Source organism: Labrenzia sp. THAF35 (assembly GCF_009363595.1).
In the GTDB taxonomy this organism is placed as follows: domain Bacteria; phylum Pseudomonadota; class Alphaproteobacteria; order Rhizobiales; family Stappiaceae; genus Roseibium; species Roseibium algicola.
In genome coordinates this window covers 1,058,841-1,076,639 of record NZ_CP045380.1, presented here as the reverse complement: position 1 = coordinate 1,076,639, position 17,799 = coordinate 1,058,841, and the positions used below count along the sequence as shown (strand labels likewise).

The 17,799-nt window shown below is 61.3% G+C and carries 12 protein-coding genes; 5 read left to right on the top strand and 7 right to left on the bottom strand.

The genetic code is table 11. The annotated features are described in order from the left end of the window. The first annotated feature begins 49 nt into the window (after positions 1-49). The 3 genes from FIU93_RS04910 (at position 50) to FIU93_RS04900 (ending at position 4,466) form a co-directional block, all read left to right on the top strand. Positions 50-1,678: an ABC transporter substrate-binding protein gene (locus tag FIU93_RS04910; protein ID WP_152504974.1), complete on the top strand. Its 1,629-nt coding sequence runs from the start codon at positions 50-52 to the stop codon at positions 1,676-1,678. Next, positions 1,668-2,618, top strand: coding sequence for an acetamidase/formamidase family protein (locus tag FIU93_RS04905; RefSeq protein WP_022999313.1), 951 nt, complete (start codon positions 1,668-1,670; stop codon positions 2,616-2,618). Before FIU93_RS04910 ends, FIU93_RS04905 begins: the two co-directional genes overlap by 11 nt. A 66-nt stretch (positions 2,619-2,684) precedes the next feature. After that, entirely contained in the window at positions 2,685-4,466 is a 1,782-nt protein-coding gene (locus FIU93_RS04900) for an ABC transporter ATP-binding protein (RefSeq protein ID WP_152504973.1), read from the top strand. A gap of 72 nt (positions 4,467-4,538) precedes the next feature. Here the strand turns inward: FIU93_RS04900 and FIU93_RS04895 are convergent, their stop codons facing one another. Further along, positions 4,539-6,758: an adenylate/guanylate cyclase domain-containing protein gene (locus tag FIU93_RS04895; protein ID WP_173017270.1), complete on the bottom strand. Its 2,220-nt coding sequence runs from the start codon at positions 6,756-6,758 to the stop codon at positions 4,539-4,541. A 201-nt stretch (positions 6,759-6,959) separates the two neighbouring features. On the opposite strand from FIU93_RS04895, the gene FIU93_RS04890 reads away from it, so the two are divergent. Then, the gene (locus FIU93_RS04890) at positions 6,960-8,051 is read left to right on the top strand and encodes a FecR domain-containing protein (protein ID WP_152504971.1); all 1,092 of its coding nucleotides are present in this window, start codon (positions 6,960-6,962) and stop codon (positions 8,049-8,051) included. Between the two features lie 7 nt (positions 8,052-8,058). Here the strand turns inward: FIU93_RS04890 and maiA are convergent, their stop codons facing one another. The 6 genes from maiA to xdhA form a co-directional block, all read right to left on the bottom strand. Then, positions 8,059-8,703 (bottom strand): maleylacetoacetate isomerase, encoded by a 645-nt coding sequence (gene maiA / locus FIU93_RS04885; protein ID WP_055656853.1) that lies wholly within the window; start codon positions 8,701-8,703, stop codon positions 8,059-8,061. Positions 8,704-8,911: 208 nt separating this feature from the next. Continuing rightward, positions 8,912-10,291, bottom strand: a complete 1,380-nt coding sequence (guaD, locus tag FIU93_RS04880; RefSeq protein WP_152504970.1) for a guanine deaminase — start codon at positions 10,289-10,291, stop codon at positions 8,912-8,914. Between the two features lie 66 nt (positions 10,292-10,357). Then, entirely contained in the window at positions 10,358-11,941 is a 1,584-nt protein-coding gene (locus FIU93_RS04875; RefSeq protein WP_031268760.1) for a xanthine/uracil/vitamin C permease, read from the bottom strand. A 68-nt stretch (positions 11,942-12,009) separates the two neighbouring features. Continuing rightward, complete coding sequence (xdhC, locus tag FIU93_RS04870; RefSeq protein WP_173017269.1) at positions 12,010-12,864, bottom strand: xanthine dehydrogenase accessory protein XdhC; 855 nt, start codon at positions 12,862-12,864, stop codon at positions 12,010-12,012. Between the two features lie 3 nt (positions 12,865-12,867). Beyond that, positions 12,868-15,210 (bottom strand): xanthine dehydrogenase molybdopterin binding subunit, encoded by a 2,343-nt coding sequence (xdhB, locus tag FIU93_RS04865; protein WP_152504969.1) that lies wholly within the window; start codon positions 15,208-15,210, stop codon positions 12,868-12,870. Positions 15,211-15,227: 17 nt separating this feature from the next. Further along, positions 15,228-16,691, bottom strand: coding sequence for a xanthine dehydrogenase small subunit (xdhA, locus tag FIU93_RS04860; protein WP_152504968.1), 1,464 nt, complete (start codon positions 16,689-16,691; stop codon positions 15,228-15,230). A 202-nt stretch (positions 16,692-16,893) separates the two neighbouring features. Between xdhA and FIU93_RS04855 the strand changes: the two genes are divergently transcribed. Continuing rightward, on the top strand, positions 16,894-17,793 hold the full coding sequence (locus FIU93_RS04855; RefSeq protein ID WP_152504967.1) for a LysR family transcriptional regulator: 900 nt from the start codon (positions 16,894-16,896) through the stop codon (positions 17,791-17,793). Positions 17,794-17,799: the final 6 nt, after the last annotated feature.

Sequence of the window (17,799 nt, the reverse complement as noted above, 5' to 3'; positions counted from 1 at the left end):
CGCCCTCAGAGCGGCCCGGCACATCACCGTAAGAACCGGAGGTTGGACTATGAAGAAGACAGTATTGGCAGGGGCTGCCGCCCTTCTCGCCGCCACCGCCCTGACATCGGCATCCGCTCTGGCGGACGACATCAAGCAGGGCGGATCGATGATCGTCACCTACAAGGACGACGTCTCGACGCTTGATCCGGCAATTGGCTACGACTGGCAGAACTGGTCGATGATCAAGAGCCTGTTCGACGGCCTGATGGACTATGAACCCGGCACCACCAACCTGATGACGGATCTGGCCGAGGACTACACGATTTCCGATGACGGCACGGTCTTCACCTTCAAGCTGCGCGAAGGCGTGAAGTTCCACAACGGCCGTGAAATGACGGCGGAAGACGTGAAATATTCGCTCGACCGCGTCACCAACCCGGCCACCCAGAGCCCGGGCGCCGGCTTCTTCGGCTCCATCAAGGGCTTTGATGCCATGGCGTCCGGCGATGCCACCAGCTTGGAAGGCGTCACCGTCGTTGACCCCTACACGGTCAAGATCGAACTGTCCCGCCCGGACGCGACCTTCCTGCATGTGATGGCCATCAACTTCTCGTCCATCGTGCCGAAAGAGGCCGTCGAGGAATGGGGCGCTGACTTCGGCAAGCATCCGGTCGGCACCGGTGCGTTCTCGCTGGAAGAATGGACGCTCGGCCAGCGCCTTGTGTTCAAGCGCAACGAGGACTACTGGCGCGCTGGCGTTCCCAAGCTTGACGAAATCACCTTTGAAGTCGGCCAGGAGCCAGTGGTTGCGCTCCTGCGCCTGCAGCGCGGCGAAGCCGATATTCCGGGCGATGGCATTCCCCCGGCGAAGTTCCTGGAAGTGACCAAAGACCCGCAATACAAGGACCTGATCATCGAAGGTGGTCAGCTGCACACCGGCTATGTCACCATGAACGTGAAGATGCCGCCCTTCGACAAGCTGGAGGTGCGCAAGGCCGTCAACATGGCGATCAACAAGGATCGCGTCGTGCGCATCATCAACGGCCGCGCAGTCCCGGCAAACCAGCCGCTGCCGCCCACCATGCCGGGCTATGACAACGAGTACACCGGATATGCCTATGACCCGGAAGCCGCCAAGGCGCTTCTGGCCGAGGCCGGTCTGGCTGACGGGTTCGAAACCGAACTCTATGTCTACAACACCGACCCGAACCCGCGCATTGCCCAGTCCATCCAGGCCGACCTTGCCGAAATCGGCATCAAGGCTGAAATCAAGGCACTGGCCCAGGCCAACGTGATTGCGGCCGGCGGCGAGCCCGACCAGGCACCGATGATCTGGTCCGGCGGCATGGCCTGGATCGCCGACTTCCCGGATCCGTCCAACTTCTATGGCCCGATCCTGGGCTGTGCCGGCGCGGTCAAGGGCGGGTGGAACTGGTCCTGGTACTGCAACGAGGAGCTGGACAAGCAGGCCACTGCTGCCGACAGTATCACCGACCCGGCGAAGAAGGCCGAGCGTGAGGAAGCCTGGCGCAAGATCTTCATCTCGGTGATGGACGACGCGGCCTGGGCGCCGGTGTTCCACGAGCAGCGTTTCACGATGCGGTCCGAGCGGCTGGGTGGCCCCGATGCCATCTTCGTCGATCCGGTCCACATTCCCGTCAACTACGACTACGTTTGGGCGAAAGATGTGCAGTAACTGCAAGGCCGCTTACACGATCCACGCGGCACAGCACCACTTCGGTTGGGACAACTCCAATGCCCCGGCCGAAACGGTGGCACCGGGCACGGTGCTGGAATTCGAATGTCTCGACAGTTCGGCCGGGCAGCTCACGCCCGAAAGCACTGTCGCGGATGTTTCGACGCTGGATTTCGGCAAGATCAATCCGGTCAATGGCCCCATCTATGTGGATGGGGCCGAGCCGGGCGATGCGCTGGTGGTCAAGATCCACGAGTTCAAACCCTCCGGCTTTGGCTGGACCGCCAACATTCCGGGTTTCGGTTTGCTGGCGGACCAGTTCAAGGATCCGGCCCTGCATATCTGGTCCTATGACAAGGACAAGCTGGGAACCTCGGCGTTTGCCCCGTTTGGCAAGGTGCCGTTGAAGCCCTTTGCCGGCACCATCGGTGTCGCTCCGGCGGAAGCGGGTCTTCATTCCATCGTCCCGCCCCGGCGGGTAGGTGGCAATCTTGATATCCGCGACCTTGCCGCCGGAACAACGCTCTACCTGCCGGTGGAAGTTGCCGGAGCCCTGTTCTCCATCGGCGACACCCACGCGGCGCAGGGCGATGGCGAGGTCTGCGGAACCGCTATCGAAAGCCCGATGAACACGGTGGTCGAGCTGGACCTGATCAAGGGTGCCAATCTCAAGATGCCACGGTTCGAAACCCCGGGCCCGGTGACCCGCCATCTCGACGAGATGGGCTACGAAGTCACCACCGGTATCGGCAGCGATCTCTTCGAAGGCGCCCAGGCAGCCGTTTCCAACATGATCGACCTCCTGTGTGCCCGTCACGGCTACAGCGCGGTCGATGCCTACATGCTGTGCTCGGTCTGCGGCGATCTCCGGATTTCGGAAATCGTGGACATGCCCAACTGGGTGGTTTCGTTCTACTTCCCGAAAGTCGTGCTTCAGTAACGCAACCGGGCGGCGGTCACCGCCGCCGCCCGTTTTCCAGAGTTCAAGAAAGACCAGGGCGTCCGGATGTCCAGCCAGTCAGACCATGTAGCCGTTGCCGAAGACGTCGTTCTTTCCGTAAGAGATCTGCGCACGGACGTCGCGACGCCTTCCGGCCGCAAGACCGTGGTCAAGGGCCTGTCGTTTGACCTGAAGCGCGGTGAAACCCTTTGTATCGCGGGCGAATCCGGATCCGGAAAGTCGATCACGGCTCTGTCCATCATGGGACTTCTGCCGGAGCCGATGGCCCGGGTCTCCGGCGGCGAGGTCCTGTTTCAGGGCAAGAACCTGATCAAGCTTCCCGAGGACGCCATGCGCCGCATTCGCGGCGGCGACATTGCCATGATCTTCCAGGAGCCGATGACCTCGCTCAATCCCGTGCTGACGGTTGGTCGCCAGTTGCGTGAGGCGATCCTGGCGCATCAGGATGTCTCGGGTAGTGAAGCCAACAAGCGCGCGCTGGCAATGCTGGAATCGGTACGTCTGTCGGAACCGGCACGGCGGCTGAAACAATATCCGCACGAGCTTTCCGGCGGCATGCGCCAGCGGGTGATGATCGCCATGGCGCTGGCCTGCAATCCGAAGGTGCTGATTGCCGATGAGCCGACGACGGCGCTCGACGTGACGATCCAGGCACAGATCCTGCAGCTGATCCGCGACTTGCAGCGCGATTTCGGCACGGCGGTGATCATGATCACCCACGACATGGGTGTCGTTGCCGAAATGGCCGACCGGGTGATCGTCATGAACCACGGCAACATCGTGGAAAGCGGCACGGCTTCCGACGTGTTCGAACGTCCGGTGGACAGTTACACACGGCACCTTCTGGAGGCCGTACCCAAGCTTGGCGCCATGACAGGTGTCGACAGTGCGGCCCGGAAAAAGGACCAGCCCGAAGCACCGGTCCTCGAGGTGGAAGACCTTGTCGTCCGCTTCGACCTGCATGGCGGCCTGCTCAATCGGGTGACATCCCGTGTTCATGCGGTCGAAGGCGTTTCTTTCACGCTGGCACCCGGCGAAACCCTGGGCCTCGTCGGAGAAAGCGGCTGCGGCAAGTCCACCATCGGCAAGGCGCTCATGAACCTGGTGCCCTGGGAAGGGAGCATCCGGGTCGCCGGCCAGCATGTCGGCATCGGCAGCGCACAGGAACAGCAGCGCCGCAGGCGCGACATGCAGATGATCTTTCAGGATCCCTATGCCTCCCTCGACCCACGCATGACCGTCGGCGAAATCGTCGGCGAACCACTGGTGATCCACGGTCTGGCGCGGGGCAAGGACCTGAAGGACAAGGTGGCATCGCTGTTCGACCGGGTCGGCCTTCCGGCCGATGTGATCACCCGGCATCCCCACGAATTCTCCGGTGGACAGCGCCAGCGCATCTGTATTGCCCGCGCACTGGCGCTTTCGCCCAAGGTCATTGTCGCGGATGAAAGCGTCTCGGCGCTCGATGTTTCGGTGCAGGCCCGTGTTCTGGATCTTCTGCAGGAACTGCAGGAGGATCTCGGCCTTTCGTACCTGTTCATTTCCCACGACATGGCGGTTGTCGAGCAGGTCTCGCATCGGATCGCGGTCATGTATCTCGGCCAGATCGTGGAGATGGGAACGCGCCGTCAGGTGTTCGAAAACCCGCAGCACGACTATACCAAGCGACTGTTGAAGGCTGTGCCGATCCCCGATCCCAAGCGCCGGCGCACCGTTTTCGATGTGCCGACGGGCGAAATCCCATCACCGGTGTTGCCGCTTGGGCAATCGGTCGAGCGGGTGCGTTACCATGATGTCGGCGACCGGCATCTGGTGGCTGTCGCCTGAAGCCGTAGGAACCGAGCGTGGGGCTGGCGGCGCTTTACCTCGCATGCATCCTGCGAGAATGCACTGCAGGCATTACTCCCCGGCAAGTTCCTCGATGATGGGCGACGGCATGAAACTGTCGTAGAAGGCGCTCAAGTCGACCGGAGCCACCGCGAGGCAGGCGTTCACAAGGCGTTCAATCTCTGCGCGACTGGCGACGCGCGTACGTCCTTCGATAAGTTCCCTGTGCAGCCTTTCCAATGCCTGCCACTCTTTCGTTCGGGCAAGTGTCTCATCGCCGACAAGTGCGTAGAGAGTTGCCGGCTGAGCCTTGCCTTTAAGTGTAATCGACCCTGCTTCCAGAAGTGCCATGGCCTTGCACGCGGTGGCAGTTGGTTGCGTCAGCAAAATAGGCCAGCCGACCTGCTTGCAGGCTGTCTCGACTCTGGAAGCAACGTTGACGGCGTCACCGATGACCGAGTAGTTGAACCGCGAACTCGAGCCCATGTTGCCAACGCAACCAGGTCCGCTGTTCAGGCCGATGCCAATACGGACGTCGCCCAATTTATGGGGTCCGGACTTGAAGCCGAAGGCATCCCGATCGTTGAGTTCCTTGACGATTTTTATCATGTCCAGCGCAGCATGGGCGGCCTTGACCGGATGATCGGCAACGTCAAGCGGTGCGTTCCAGAACGCCATGATTGAATCGCCAATATATTTGTCGATTGCGCCTTCCCGTCTCTGGATGCATTCCGATAGTGGAGACAGCAGACGGTTCAGGAATGCGACCACCTCTTCGGGAGGCAGATTTTCAGAAATCGGCGTAAACCCCCTCACGTCCATGAACATCATCGTCATGTCGCGGATTTCGCCTCCGAGACGCAGCGTGTGAGGCTGTTCCTCCAGCTTTCTGAGCAAGTCCGGTGCGAGATAGCGCTGGAACGCCCTTCGGACAAACCGCTTTTCCCGCTCCGCGAAGGCAAACATCAAGATTGTGGTCAGGAGAAAAATAAGCCCGGAAACCAGCATGGGGAAGACCGGATCCAGAAGGAGGCCATAGCTGGAAAAGGCAAACCAGCTTCCGCCGCTAACTGCCGCGCTCAGGACGGCGCCAACGGCAGCCGATGGGATCGCGCCCGTTGACGGCAATATGGCGCCGATGATGAGTGTCACGATGAACAGCGCCGCGATTTCGGCTCCGGTCGCCCAGTCGGGACGGTTGAGAAACGTATTCGACAGGATCTGATCAATGATCTGATGATGCATGAAAACACCCGGAACGCTCTCGCCGAGAGCCGTGAGCCTGATGTCTCGCAATCCGGCGGCCGACGATCCGAAGAGGATGATGTGGCCCTCGATCAGAGGGGCCAGCTCCTCGTCCGACAGGTTCAGAAGATCCCGCGCAGAAAGATAGAGAGACGGGTCATTGCGCGAATAATAGATCAGCAGATGGCCATTGGCCGTCACCGGAACCTGGAACTCTCCAACCTTGAATTCGGTCATGGCGAGTGTTCCTGCACTGAACTCGCCGCTCGCTTCCGAAGTCTTGAGAACAAAGGTTTTGTCGCCAAGTGCGACACGAAGCGTCTCAAGTGCCAGGGCCGGATATATTTCACCGTTCGTGCCGGCGATGAACATTGGAACCTGGCGCACCACCCCGTCGGAATCCGCCTGCCCAAGGGAAATCGTACCACTTCCCTCCGCGACAGCCTGATAGGGCGGCAGGCTCATCACGCTGCCTCTGATCGGGTCGAGGAGCGGTGTCGGATCTTCCCCGAGGACGACGTAGGCAGCCTTGGCATCGGGCAGTCCCATTGCCGATCTCGGTTCGTTGAAAAACCCGAGGATCGTTGGCAGCCCGGCCATTGACTGAACGAAAACGGCATCATTGTCGGGTATTCCCGAGAGCAGTGGCTTGATCTCGTCGCGGCCGGGCCAACCGCGTTCTTCCAGCTCCCGCAAGAACCCCGCCGGTCCTGTCCGGTCGGGCTCGGAAAACACCATGTCAAAGGCGGCGCAGGCAGCTCCCAGGTTCTGAATACGCTCCAGAAGTTTGGCAATCTGCGTACGCGGCCACGGCCATTGGCCTAGCTGCGCTATCGACTTCTCGTCGATGTCGATGATCCGGATCGGTTGCCCCAAAGCCTCCCTCGGTTTGAAGCGCTGATAGGTGTCGAAGGTGATCCAGCGCAGGGACGCTATGAACGGGGGATCGGACAGGCGTAGTTCACGGGCGCCGAAAAGGAGGATCAGCGTCAGACCCAGGACGAAAACGTGCCTGTTGCGTAGCAAGTTGAAAAGCGTCTTTCCCACCGGCATGCCCCTGACCGACAGTGCTGTTCGGGAGCCGCGACACCGTTCCAATGTCTGGTGTCCACTCCACGCTAGAATACGCGTTTCTGAGAAAAATAGACCTTGACAAAAAGAACAATGTTTGAACCGAGAAATCGGAAACGATTCGTCTGTTGGTTAAGGATGTGGTAAAATCCCGTCGGTCGGGCTGGAGTGGGAGCTATGAGGTTTGCCCCGGTTTTAATAGTTTTATCGTTATCCATCTTTTATTCGTCGGTGTCCTTGGCCGACAAGGTTGGCATAACTGTTGATGCAAGAAAGACCGTCAAAGCGACGGGGGGAGGTGACCCCCGCATCTTGGCATCAAACACATCCATTTTCAGGGATGACCGGTTGCGTGCCAATTCCAGCGGAAACGCACAGATCCGGCTGATCGACGGCACCAAGATTGTTGTCGGTCCCAATGCGGATGTGAAGATCGATGACTTCGTGATCACGGGTCAGACTGTTAGCAAGCTTACTGTTAGTGCAACGCGCGGCGCCTTCCGCTTCATCAGCGGGCGCAGCAAGTCTTCCGCTTACAGCATCCGGACGCCGAATGGCACGATCGGCGTGCGGGGCACGGCTTTCGATGTGACCATCACACCTCAGGGAACCAATGTCGCCCTGTTGCGCGGTGCGATCAACGCATGCGACAGGAGCGGGCGCTGCCAGTTGGTCAGAAACCGGTGCGACTATGTCCTTATCGGTCGGCGCGGGGTGAAACAGGATCGGCTGAATTCGGATTCGCTCAGAAATCGGTCGAAGTCACTCTTTCCGCTACTCGTAAATGAGTCGAACCTGAACAGACAGTTCAGGCAGCGCGGGTCTGGATGCACCGTGAAAAATGCAAGACTGGCACCCGATCGGGTTCCCGAGCAGCAACCCAGGAACATTTTCCGCGCCCTGTTCAGCCCGCGACAACCAACCGAGAACCTGAACAGCCCCGAGCGGAGGAGCCCGGAGCCGAACAGCCCCGAGCCGAACAGCCCCGAGCCGAACAGCCCTGGTTCGAATAGCTCAGAGCCGAGCAATTCCGTTTCCAGTTCGCCAGAACCGGCGGCACAATCTGGCGGTGCGCCTGCGAGCGCTGGCGTTCCCAACAATCCGGGCAACGGCAATGCTGTCGGCAATGCGGGAGAAAGATTCTCCGGCGGCTCTCGCGGAAACAGTGCAAACGCACCCGGCCAGAGCAGCGATTCACCGGGCAGGAGCGGCAGCACACCGGGAGAAAACAGACAGGCCCGCAGCCAGGCTGAACGCCGCAATAATTAGCCTTTTATCAGGCGGGCGGCGCGCCGATGGCATCCGGATGGGCGTCCTTGAACGCGTCGAGCGCTTCGGCGGCAGCAGCAGCACGCAGAATTTTCGGAAATCCGGAAACATCCACACCCCAGCGATTGGCGTTGTAGAGCTGAGGCATCAGGCAGCAGTCGGCCATGCTCGGCGTTTCGCCGTGGCAGAACGGACCGTTGTCATCCAGTAGGTTCTCGAAGGCGGCAAGGCCCTTGCCGATAAAGCGCTGCATCCAGGCTTTCTTGGCATCATCGCCACCGCCGGTCAGCTCCGCCACATGACCAACAATGCCGAGATTGCAGACCGGGTGGATTTCCATGGCAATGGCATAGGAGAGCTGACGCACCCGGTACTGGCCGTCGACATCGTCGGGCATCAAGGTCGAACCGGGTGTGGTCGCATGCAGATATTCGATGATGGCCAGCGACTGGGTCAGCGTCTTGCCGTCAACGATCAGCGCGGGCAACAGGCCCTGAGGGTTGAGAGCGAGATAGTCATCTTCCAGATGGGCGCGGGTCAGAAGGTTCACCGGCCGGTAGTCAACATCGAGCTTCAGCAGATTGAGCGCAATGCGCACGCGATAGCTCGCCGAGGACCGCCAGTAGTCATATAAAACAATATCTTTCGCCACGAATCCCTCCCAGCAACACGGTGTGCATTGATACACTTATTTGGCCATGAATTGGCAAGTCCGTGTGCGCGGAACGCGGGAAAGGACGATTTTTTGCTGAGCCGGTGAAGAAGCCCTTGCCGTTATCTTTTCTCTTCCGCTGGAGGTCACCCCGGGTCTCGCGATGCTCGCCCGGGGTAACGTCGAAGTTCGTAGCCAGGTTCGCAGGTCAGGACAGGACGAGGTCCCTTTCTCGGGTAGCAGGCGTTTTGCGTGTCCTTGCTGGCGCGGGCTGCGGTACCGCCGGTGCCTTGCCCTTCTGCGGTTTGCCGGCGACATAGACCTCGTCGATGGCCCGGTCGTCGCCCAGCATCTGCAGAACGAAAAGCTCTTCCGCAAGGGTCGAAGCGCGCTCCATGCGCAGGGCCATTGCCTCGGTCGCACGGCTGTCCAGCACCACGATGTCCGCTTCCGTGCCTTCGTCCAGGGTGCCGATCCTGTCTTCCAGGCCGAGCGCGACGGCATTGCCGCGGGTGATCCAGTGGAAGGCGCGGAAGGGATGCAGTTTCTGGCCCTGCAGCTGCAGGATCTTGTAACCCTCGTTCAGTGTCTGCAGCATGGAATAGCTGGTGCCGGCACCGATGTCGGTGGCAATGGCGTTGACGATGCCCTTCGAGCGCAAGCCTGCATCATCGAAAAGACCGCTGCCGAGGAAGAGGTTCGACGTCGGGCAGAACACCGGCCGGGCGCCGGTTTCGGCCAGCGCATCAATCTCGCGCTGTTCCAGGTGGATCGAGTGGCCGAGCAGCATCTTGTCCGACAGGAGGCCGTAGCGCTGGTAGACATCGAGATAGTCGCGGGCTTCCGGGTAAAGCTCCAGCGTATAGGCAATCTCGTTTTTGTTTTCCGACAGATGGGTCTGGACGAAGCAGTCCGGATGTTCGGCAACCAGCGCACCGGCCATCTCCATCTGTCCCGGAGTTGAGGTGATCGCGAAGCGCGGCGTAATGGCGTAGCTCGCACGCCCTCGTCCATGCCATTTGGCAATCAGGTCCTTCGTGTCGTCGTAGCCGGATTGCGGCGTGTCGCGCAGCCCGTCCGGGGCGTTGCGGTCCATCAGCACCTTGCCGCCGATCATCCGCATGTTGCGCTGCTCGGCTTCCTCGAAATAGGCCTCCGCCGAGGCCTTGTGAACCGAACAATAGGCAACGGCCGTCGTGGTGCCATGGTCGGTCAGCAGGTCGAAGAAGCGGCAGGCCATGGCGGCAGCATGGCCTTCATCCGCAAAGCGGGTCTCTTCGGGGAACGTGTAAGTGTTCAGCCAGTCAAGAAGTTGCGCACCCCAGGAGGCGACGATCTGAACCTGCGGAAAATGGATATGGGTGTCGATGAAGCCTGCCATTAACAGCTTCGGCCGGTGATCGATGATTTCCGCATCACCCGCCCCGGCAACCACTTCGCAATAGCTGCCACGCCGCAGGATGAGGCCATTTTCGATCAGAAGCGCACCATCCTCGATGTAATCGAAGGCGGAGGTGTCGTCCGGGGATTGTGGCTCGGCTGAAAAAGTCAGCAGGCGGCCACGAAGCAAGAGACGGTCGGAAGGCATCGAGAAAGGTCCCGTTTGTCGGAGTTCGGGGCGGAAGATCCGCCCCGAAGTGGTTTTAGGTCTGGTTCATTCGCCCGGGCTGACCTGGGCAGTGGCAATCGGTTCGGCTTCCGGCTCTGCCGCGTCTTCACGATGGAAGATCGGGTAGATGAACAGGAAGGCGGCAGCGATCAGGTAGCCGAGGCTGACGGTGGTAAATTCCGGCCAGTGAAGCGTTGCGGAATGGATGATCCCGACCGAGGCCATTGCAAAGGCGGCAAAGGCGAAGCCACCGGCATTGCGGAACTTGCCGTCAATGACACTGGCAACGATGGCGCCCCAGATCAGACCCGTCAGGATAGCACCCTGGCTGAGGGCGAGGTGACCTTCGTAATGGGCGCCCTGCTGCAGCAGCGCTGCGGTCAGTTTCGGATCGCCAAGGGCCAGCATGCCTGTGGCCCCGGTCGCGCCGAGCGCGCCGATCAGCGAGCCCCACTTGATGATGAGGAAGCTGGAGACATGCGGCATCATCGCGATGGTGACGGCGGCCATATGGTCGGTGCGCACGGCATGGGCAGTGTTGGTGATCAGGCTGAGCGCGACGAACACCAGAACGGGGGCGGCAGCGGCCACCGGGATCAGGTTGTTCAGGAAGGCAAGCAATCCGAAAAAGGCCGCCAGTGGAATGACTGCGCCGACGCCGATCACGTATCCTGCATGAGCACCCATGCGCTTGTAGGCCGGATGGCCGATATAGGCGGTCGTCGGGAAGGGCGAACCGAACAGCGCGCCGATCATGGTGCCGACACCGTCGGTGATCTGGCAGGTTGCCACCGGATAGTGGTCGCCTGCGGCTTCCGCGCTCTCCACGTTGTTCATCGTTTCGATGAAATTGTAGATCTGCACCGGCACCAGCACCAGGAACAGCTCCGGATGGTTGAAGAGATGCTGGATCCCGGCCATCAGGTCGCCAAGGTAGGGAACGGGCGGATAGAAGCCGACGCCCTCGAAGCTGATTGTCGATTGACCGGTGGCCAGCGCGACCCCGGTGCCGACCATCAGGGCCAGCAGGCCGGCCGGAATGTTGAACGGCAGGCGGAACCGGCCGACGAGACCCCACAGGATGATGATCATCGAGGCAAAGCCAATGAACGGGTTCTCGAACACCGTTGCCAGCGGTACGGTGCCGATGAACACTAGGGCGATGCCGCACAAGGTGCCGAGCATGCCCGCACGCGGGGTCACCTTTTTCAGCCAGGGACCGACAAGCGCACCAAGAGCTGCGACGATGCCGCCCATGAAGCCCGCGCCGATGCCGACCTGCCAGGCAAGAACCGGATCATTGGTCGCCCAGTAGATCGGTCCGATGACGCCGAAGAGATAGACGAACATCACCGGTGTCGAAATGCCGTAAGGCAGCGCGGTCACGTCCCGGCCATGCTGTGCGGCGGCGCGTTTGGCCAGCAGGACATAGGCAGCGACACCGGCCAGGATCGCAATGGCGGCACCCGGCACGATCTTGCCGTAGACAATGTCCGCCGGCATCTGGAATACGAACTGGCAGATGCCTGCCAGGACCATGAGGTTTACGAGGTTGTCGGTGAACAGGGCCCAGAAGGCGCTGAAATCCCCCCTCGAAAACAAAGTGTAGTCGTTCCTCCCAACCCGCATGTCGGGTCTCCTTTCAGGGTAAGACAGCCGTCCTGTTCCATCTCCCAAAGGACAGGGCAGCCGTTGTTTCACTGCGCGGCCTCCAGCAGCGCAGCCTCCTCCGTATCGCCGGCAGCTCTTGCGCCCGAGGTCAGGGCGGTCAGGACTTCTGCGGCGACAAAAGCGGCAATGATCTCGGGGCGCTTGTCCCGGCTGGCGGTTGCGCCGATCGGGCAGGTCAGCTGGTCGATGGAAAGGCCATTGCAATGGCTGTTGCACCAGGAGCGCAGCTTGGCGCGTTTTGTGGCCGACCCGATCATGCCGACGTAGGACGCATGGCCGATCTCCAGGGCGGCCGACGTCAGCAGGAAGTCCAGGCCGTGGTCATGGGTCAGCACGATAAAGGCGCTGCCCGCAGGCGCATTGTAGATTTCGACTTCCGGAATGGCCCGCAGGCGCATGTCGACACGCGCCTGGCATTGCGCCAGCTCTTCCTTGCGCATATCGACCAGCACGCAGTGCACCGGCGCATGCTGCAGCAGGTTGGCAATCGCCCGGCCGACATGTCCCGCGCCCATGACATAGACATGCGGCAGCGCATCGTCCTCGTTCCGCAGGCGGCTGATGACTGCCTGCCGTTCGGCTTTGCGCATGCGTGCAAGTGATACTTCCACCCGTCCGCCGCAGCACTGGCCGATTTCCGGGCCGAGCGGCAAGTCGAGCCTGGAGGAAAGCGTGCCTTCGGCCAGCATGGAACGGGCCTGGGTAATGACGATGTGCTCCAGTTGGCCGCCGCCGATGGTGCCGAAGAGGCTGTTCGGGGCAACGAACATCTCCGTGCCGGCTTCCCGGGGAGACGATCCTCGAACCCGCGTCAGCACGACACGGACGATCGGGTGGGCTGAGCCGAAGAAGCTTTCGGTCTGGCTGGAGCGCATTGTCATGATTTACTCCCGGGTTTTCAGCCGCTCGATGGCCATCAGCACCCGCTCCGGCGTTGCCGGGGCATCAAGGCGCGGGCATTCGCGGTAATCGGCGACACTGGCAACAGCCATGGAAAGCGCCTCGAAGACGGACACACCCAGCATGAAGGGCGGTTCGCCCACGGCCTTGGAGCGCTTGATGGTGCGTTCCTTGTTTTCCGACCATTCGGCAAGCTTCACGGTGAACTGGCGTGGCCGGTCGGAGGCGAGCGGGATCTTGTAGGTCGAAGGCGCGTGGGTCCTGAGGCGTCCGGCCTGGTCCCACCACAGTTCTTCCGTCGTCAGCCAGCCCATTCCTTGAATGAAGGCGCCTTCCACCTGACCCTTGTCGAGGATCGGGTTCAGCGACTTGCCGACGTCATGCAGGATATCGGTCCGCTCCACCCGGTATTCACCGGTCAGTGTGTCGACGGAAACTTCCGAGCAGGATGCGCCATAGGCGAAATAGTAGAACGGACGGCCCTTTCCGGCGGCGCGGTCCCAATGGATCTTCGGGGTCTTGTAGAAGCCGGCGGCCGACAGGTGCACACGGGCCATGTAGGCCTGGCGGACAAGATCATTGAAGGACACCAGTTCGGACCCGATCTCGACCATGTTGTTATGGAAGCGGATGGTTTCCGGTTCCGTGTTCCAGCGCTCGGCGGCAAAGGCGACCAGCCGTTCCTTCAGCTGTTCGGCCGCATTCAAGGCGGCCATGCCGTTGAGGTCGGAGCCCGATGAGGCGGCGGTCGCCGATGTGTTCGGCACCTTTTCGGTCGTCGTCTTGGTGATCTTGATGCGCTCGAAATCCACCTGGAAGGCATCTGCCACGACCTGGGCCACCTTGGTGTTCAGGCCCTGACCCATCTCGGTGCCGCCATGATTCAGGTGGATCGATCCGTCATTGTAGATGTGGATCAGCGCACCGGCCTGGTTGTACCAGGTGGCTGTAAAAGAAATGCCGAACTTGACCGGTGTCAGCGCAATACCCCGTTTTAATATGGAGGAACGGGCATTGTGCTGCAGGATCGCCTCACGGCGGGCCTGGTAGTCAGAGGAGCTTTCGAGTTCTCCGATCAAGCGCGGCAAGATGTTGTCCTCGACCTCCTGGTGATAGGGGGTGAGGAGACGGCCGTCGTTGCGGTCGCCATAGAAATTGGCCTTGCGGATCTCCAACGGGTCCTTGCCGAGCGCATAGGCGATCTCCTCGATCATGCGTTCGGCGGCAACCACGCCCTGCGGCCCGCCGAACCCTCGGAAAGCAGTGTTCGAGACCGTGTTGGTTTTCATCGGCCGGCTGGTGAGCCGGACATTCGGATAGAAATAGGCATTGTCCGCGTGGAACAGCGCGCGGTCGGTGACCGGCCCGGAAAGGTCCGAGGAATATCCGCAACGGGCCGCGAAGGTGCCGTCGACAGCCTCGATCCGGCCGCTGTCGTCGAAAGCAACGTCGTAGTCGACCACGAAGTCGTGCCGCTTGCCGGTGGCGGTCATGTCCTGGTCGCGGTCCGGGCGGATTTTTACCGGGCAGTTCCACTTCTTCGCGGCGATGGCAGCCACCGCGCAGAAGAGGTTCATCTGGCTTTCCTTGCCGCCGAAGCCACCGCCCATGCGGCGGACGTTGACCGTGACCGCGTTCGACGGCACGCCGAGCACATGGGCAACCATGTGCTGCGCCTCGCTCGGGTGCTGGGTCGAACAGTGGACGGCGACGTCGTCGTCCTCACCCGGTATGGCAAAGGCAATCTGGCCTTCCAGGTACATGTGGTCCTGGCCGCCGATCGTCATCCGGCCCTGGATGCGGTTCTTCGCGCTGTCGAAGGCAGGGGCGATCTCGCCGCGTTCCAGCTTCAGCGGCGCGGTGACATGCGGATAGCCGGCATCCATCGCACTGACGGGATCAAGCGCATGCGGCAGAACCTCATAGTCGATCTTTGCCAGCTCGGTGGCCCGCCGGGCAGCGTCGCGGCTTGTTGCGATGACGGCAAACAGCGGCTGACCATGGAATTCCGTCTTGTCGACCGGAAACACCGGTTCGTCGTTCTGGCCCGTGGGGCTGATGTCGTTGCAGCCTGGAACGTTGTCCGCAGTCAGCACTCCGATGACACCGGGAGCTGCCAGAACCGCCTCCAGATCCATTGACTTGATCAGGCCGTGGGCAACCGTGGACGTGCCGAGATAGGCATGCAGGGTGCCCTGCGGCTCGGCAATGTCGTCGCAATATTCTGCCCGGCCGGTAACGTGTTTTTCCGCGCTGTCGTGGCGGCGGTCGGTATGGACAGCGCCGCTGATCGACTTCTTGGCGTCCGTGATGATGTCGTGTTTCATGTGGTTCGCCTCAAAACTCAAGCAGACAGCAGATCGACCGCTTCCGTGGTCGTTTCGTCATGGGTCAGGAAGAAGCGCTGCAGCAGGTTGCGCGCGGCCGTCGCCCGGTACTCGGCCGAGGCGCGCCAGTCGGAAAGCGGTCTGAAATCGGCTTCCAGCGCCTTGCCGGCAGCCACGAACGCAGCTTCCCCCCAGGGCTGGCCGCGCAGCGCGGCTTCTGCCTTGGCGGCCCGCTTCGGCGTGCCGGCCATGCCGCCGAATGCCAGGCGGCAATCGGTGATGCGGCCTTCGGAAACGGTCACGCAGAAACCGGCGGCCATAGACGAGATATCCTCGTCCCGGCGTTTGGAAATCTTGTAGGCAGCGTGAAACTGGCCGGAACGAGGCCGCGGGATCAGGATGCTCTCGACGAATTCGGAGGGCGCCCGGTCCTGTTTGCCGTATTCGATGAAGAACTGCTCCAGTGGCAGGCTGCGCTGCGTGGCTCCCTTGCGCAGAACGATTTGCGCTCCGAGCGCGATCAGCACGGGCGGCGTATCGCCGATCGGGGATCCATTGGCGATGTTGCCGCCGATGGTACCCATGTTGCGCACCTGTTGGCCGGCGATCCGGTCCCAGTAGCTTTTCAGATGCGGGAAAATCTCGCAGATGGTTTCCTGCGCTTCCGAGTAGGTGACGCCTGCGCCGATCTCCAGCGCTGTGTCGCTCAAGGTGACCGATTTCAGCTCTTGAAGGTGGCTGATGAAGACGGCCGGGCCGATGGGGCGCATGAACTTGGTGACCCAGAGACCGACATCGGTGGAACCCGCAACAATGGTCGCCTGCGGAAAGTCTTCCAGAACGGCTGCGAAGTCGGCGACATCCGCCGGAAGGATCGCCTGGTTGTCGTCAGGGCCGGTGACGACACGGCGGCCGTCGGAAAGCGCTGTCAAACGTTCGGTGATGGTTGCCCGTTCCGTTTCCAGGAAATCCTGTGCCGGCGAGCCGTAGCGGTTGGCGGCCATGGCAGCGGCAATGATCGGCTGGTAGCCGGTGCAGCGGCAGAGATTGCCCTGGATCGCGCTTTCGACTTCCGTTTCTGTCGGTTCCGGATTGCCCATCCACAGCGCGTAGAGCGACATGACGAAGCCTGGGGTGCAGAAGCCGCACTGGCTGCCGTGGAAATCGACCATCGCCTGCTGGATCGGATGCAGACCACCGTTTTCTCCCCGCAGATGCTCGATGGTGACCACGTGGCATCCATCAAGCGACGCGAGAAACCGGATGCAGGCATTGACGGTCTCATATTTCAGAACGCCGCCGGCCAGCCGGCCGACCAACACGGTGCAGGCGCCGCAATCGCCTTCCGCACAGCCTTCCTTCGAACCCGTCAGCCGGCGCTCCAGGCGCAGGTAGTCGAGCAGGGTCTTGTCGGCAGGCGCATCCGTGACAATCACGTCGGCGCCGTTCAGCAGAAACCGGATTTCTGTGCGGTGGGTCATCGCGTCCTCGGGCAAAGTCTTCTCTCAGCCGAGGACGGTACGCTTCAGGACACTTGCAAAAAATCCGGTGATTCCGGAAATTCTTTCAACAGATCATTGAAAATGGCCGTGCGATACTGTGGCTCGGGAAATGCGACCAAAGTCGATCATGAGAACGAGCGCCCTGTAATCGCACGAGAATTCAAATCCGAGGCAAGAGGCCATGTCCTATCTGGAATCCCTGCGCGTCTTCACCCGCGTGGTCGAACTGGGCAGCATCACATCCGGTGGACGCGACTTGCGCCTGACACCGGCGGTTGCCAGCAAGCGCATAAAGGAGCTGGAAAAGCATCTCGGCGTGCGGCTCTTCAACCGTACCACCAGGTCGCTCACGCCGACCGAGGTCGGCAAGGTGTTCTACGATTATGCGGTGAAGGCGCTGGAATCCATCGAAGACGCGGAGGCCGCCGTCGCAAGCTTTTCCGATACGCCGCGCGGGGTCATCCGGGTCACGGCACCGCTTGGTGCCGGCCGGCGCATCATCGCCCCACTGGTGCCGCGTTTCGTTGAAAAATTCCCGGCAACGGAAGTGCATATGCGCCTGTCGGACCGCAAGGTCGACATCCTGTCCGACGGGCTGGACGTAGCTTTTTTCATTGGCACTCCGCAGGATTCCAATCTGAAGCTCCGCAAGATATCCGATTGCCCCCGGGTGCTCTGCGCGGCTCCGGAGTATCTGAAAAAGCACGGTACGCCCCGAACCCCGGATGATCTGCTGAGCGACGAGCACAATTGCCTGCTGCTGCGCTACCCTCGCTCGCCGGAATATTACTGGGTTCTGCAGACACCGGCCGGGCCGCGCAAGCTTCAGGTTTCCGGCAAGATGGATGCCGACCATGGCGACGTTCTCACCGACTGGGCCTTGTCAGGATATGGCATCGTCAACAAGCCGAGGTTCGACGTAGCCCAGCATCTGGAAAGCGGCCGTCTGGTGGAGATCCTGAAGGATACGCCGCCTCCCCCCACCATCTTCGGCTGCCTCTATCCGCACAGGCGCCTTCAGGACCCGAAGATCCGCCACTTCGTGGATTTCGTGATCAGCAACGCGGATGTGGCCGGGTAGGGCCTG

What these genes read in the sequence shown, in the direction of transcription:
- FIU93_RS04910 (WP_152504974.1), top strand. Translation starts at nt 50, where the DNA reads ATGAAGAAGACAGTATTGGCAGGGGCTGCCGCCCTTCTCGCCGCCACC.
- FIU93_RS04905 (WP_022999313.1), top strand. Translation starts at nt 1,668, where the DNA reads ATGTGCAGTAACTGCAAGGCCGCTTACACGATCCACGCGGCACAGCAC.
- FIU93_RS04900 (WP_152504973.1), top strand. Translation starts at nt 2,685, where the DNA reads ATGTCCAGCCAGTCAGACCATGTAGCCGTTGCCGAAGACGTCGTTCTT.
- FIU93_RS04890 (WP_152504971.1), top strand. Translation starts at nt 6,960, where the DNA reads ATGAGGTTTGCCCCGGTTTTAATAGTTTTATCGTTATCCATCTTTTAT.
- guaD (WP_152504970.1), bottom strand. Translation starts at nt 10,291, where the DNA reads ATGCCTTCCGACCGTCTCTTGCTTCGTGGCCGCCTGCTGACTTTTTCA.
- FIU93_RS04875 (WP_031268760.1), bottom strand. Translation starts at nt 11,941, where the DNA reads ATGCGGGTTGGGAGGAACGACTACACTTTGTTTTCGAGGGGGGATTTC.
- xdhC (WP_173017269.1), bottom strand. Translation starts at nt 12,864, where the DNA reads ATGACAATGCGCTCCAGCCAGACCGAAAGCTTCTTCGGCTCAGCCCAC.
- xdhB (WP_152504969.1), bottom strand. Translation starts at nt 15,210, where the DNA reads ATGAAACACGACATCATCACGGACGCCAAGAAGTCGATCAGCGGCGCT.
- xdhA (WP_152504968.1), bottom strand. Translation starts at nt 16,691, where the DNA reads ATGACCCACCGCACAGAAATCCGGTTTCTGCTGAACGGCGCCGACGTG.
- FIU93_RS04855 (WP_152504967.1), top strand. Translation starts at nt 16,894, where the DNA reads ATGTCCTATCTGGAATCCCTGCGCGTCTTCACCCGCGTGGTCGAACTG.